We start from the raw sequence: 1477 nt of genomic DNA, 5'->3' as shown, positions 1-1477 counted from the left end.
CCTTCGAGCGCAAGGTCCGTGAGGCGGCGCGCGGCGGCTTCGGGGACGCCTTCCAGCAGGCCCGCATGCACCGCCCCGACGGCAAGGTCGTGCCCGGCGAGGTCATCAGGGACGACGAGCCGCGGCGCGGCCCGCACCCGGACGACCCGCACGCTGAGCAGTGGCCCCGGCCCTCTTTGACGCGCTAGGTGTTGCGGTCGTGCGCCGCGTCCGTCGTCAGGCGGACTTGCGGCTGTCGCGCGGATGCACCGCGATGTTCATGGCGCCGGAGCGGAGGACCGCGAGGCGCTCCTCCAGAACCTCTTCGAGTTCTTCTCGCGTGCGCCGCTCCATGAGCATGTCCCAGTGCGTACGCGCCGGCTTGCCCTTCTTCTCCTCAGGTCCGTCGCCGTCGACCAGGAGTGCCTGGGCCCCGCAGACCTTGCACTCCCACTCCGGCGGGATCTCCGCCTCGACCGAGAACGGCATCTCAAAACGATGTCCGTTCTGGCATGCGTACTCCACGGCCTGGCGCGGGGCCAGGTCGATGCCGCGGTCGGTCTCGTAGCTTGTCACCACGAGACGCGTGCCGCGAAGAGCTCGCTCACTCATGAATCGTGCCTCCCGGGCTTGTCGCCCACAGGACAGGTGTCGCTGTCGTCGTCATCCGGTCAACGTCCGGTCGGCGGTAAAGATTCCCGTTCAGGGTCATGCGTCGCCGTCGTATGCCGCCCCTTGTTGTACCCACCAGCGCCCGGTTTGTCACATCTGGCAGCAGATGTCACCCAGCGTTCTTGACACTTCAGCTCGCAGTAACGGTCCGCCTGGCAGGCCAAACGCGTACACTACCGGCCTTTGGCTCCAGTTGCTAAATCCGATCGGGTACGGGATTTCCCGCGTCGCGCACCGCACGCCGTACCGGCACCCTCGCGAGCAGGGCGAAACCCAGCAGGAAGAAGACCACGAGGGAGACGATCGCGTCCCGGTAACTCCCCGTGAGCTGGTAGGTGAGCCCGAAGATCAGCGGCCCGAGCCAGGCCATGCCCCGGTCGCTGATCTCGTAGGCGGAGAAGTACTCGGCCTCCTTGCCGCGCGGGACCAGGTGCGAGAAGAGCGAACGGGAGAGCGCCTGCGTGCCCCCGAGCACAAGTCCGATTCCGGCGGCGAGCACGAAGAACCAGGCGGGCGCCCCCGCGGGCAGGAAGTACCCGGCCCCGATCGTCACCGTCCAGGCGAGCAGCGAGGCGAGGATGGTCCTCTTGGCCCCGCGGGTCCGCGCGAGCCTGCCCATGGCGAGCGCCCCGGCGACCGCGAGGACCTGCACGAGGAGGACCGCGACGATCAGCGTGGACTGGCTGAGCCCCAGTTCCTCGGAGCCGTAGACGGACGCCTGCGAGATCACCGTCTGCACGCCGTCGTTGTAGACCAGGTAGGCCAGCAGAAACGCGAGCGTGTACGGATGGCGCCGCATGTCCCGCACCGTCGACACGAGCTGCCG

The 1477-nt window shown here is 68.2% G+C and carries 2 protein-coding genes and 1 pseudogene; 1 reads left to right on the top strand and 2 read right to left on the bottom strand.

All coding sequences use genetic code 11. The features are described 5' to 3' along the window. Positions 1-188: pseudogene (locus AB8Z36_RS38290) on the top strand (FxsA family membrane protein); the annotation flags it as partial. A 28-nt stretch (positions 189-216) separates the two neighbouring features. Here AB8Z36_RS38290 and AB8Z36_RS38285 read toward each other — a convergent pair. Then, positions 217-591: an RNA polymerase-binding protein RbpA gene (locus AB8Z36_RS38285; protein WP_030360404.1), complete on the bottom strand. Its 375-nt coding sequence runs from the start codon at positions 589-591 to the stop codon at positions 217-219. Between the two features lie 256 nt (positions 592-847). Then, on the bottom strand, positions 848-1477 hold a 630-nt coding region (locus AB8Z36_RS38280), incomplete at its 5' end, for an MFS transporter (RefSeq protein WP_369217977.1).

This window comes from Streptomyces flavofungini (genome assembly GCF_041028215.1).
GTDB lineage: Bacteria > Actinomycetota > Actinomycetes > Streptomycetales > Streptomycetaceae > Streptomyces > Streptomyces flavofungini_B.
This window is presented reverse-complemented; position numbering and strand designations above follow the sequence as displayed.

Bases quoted from the DNA above. Each gene is read 5' to 3' on its own strand.
- AB8Z36_RS38285 (WP_030360404.1), bottom strand. From the start codon at position 591: ATGAGTGAGCGAGCTCTTCGCGGCACGCGTCTCGTGGTGACAAGCTAC.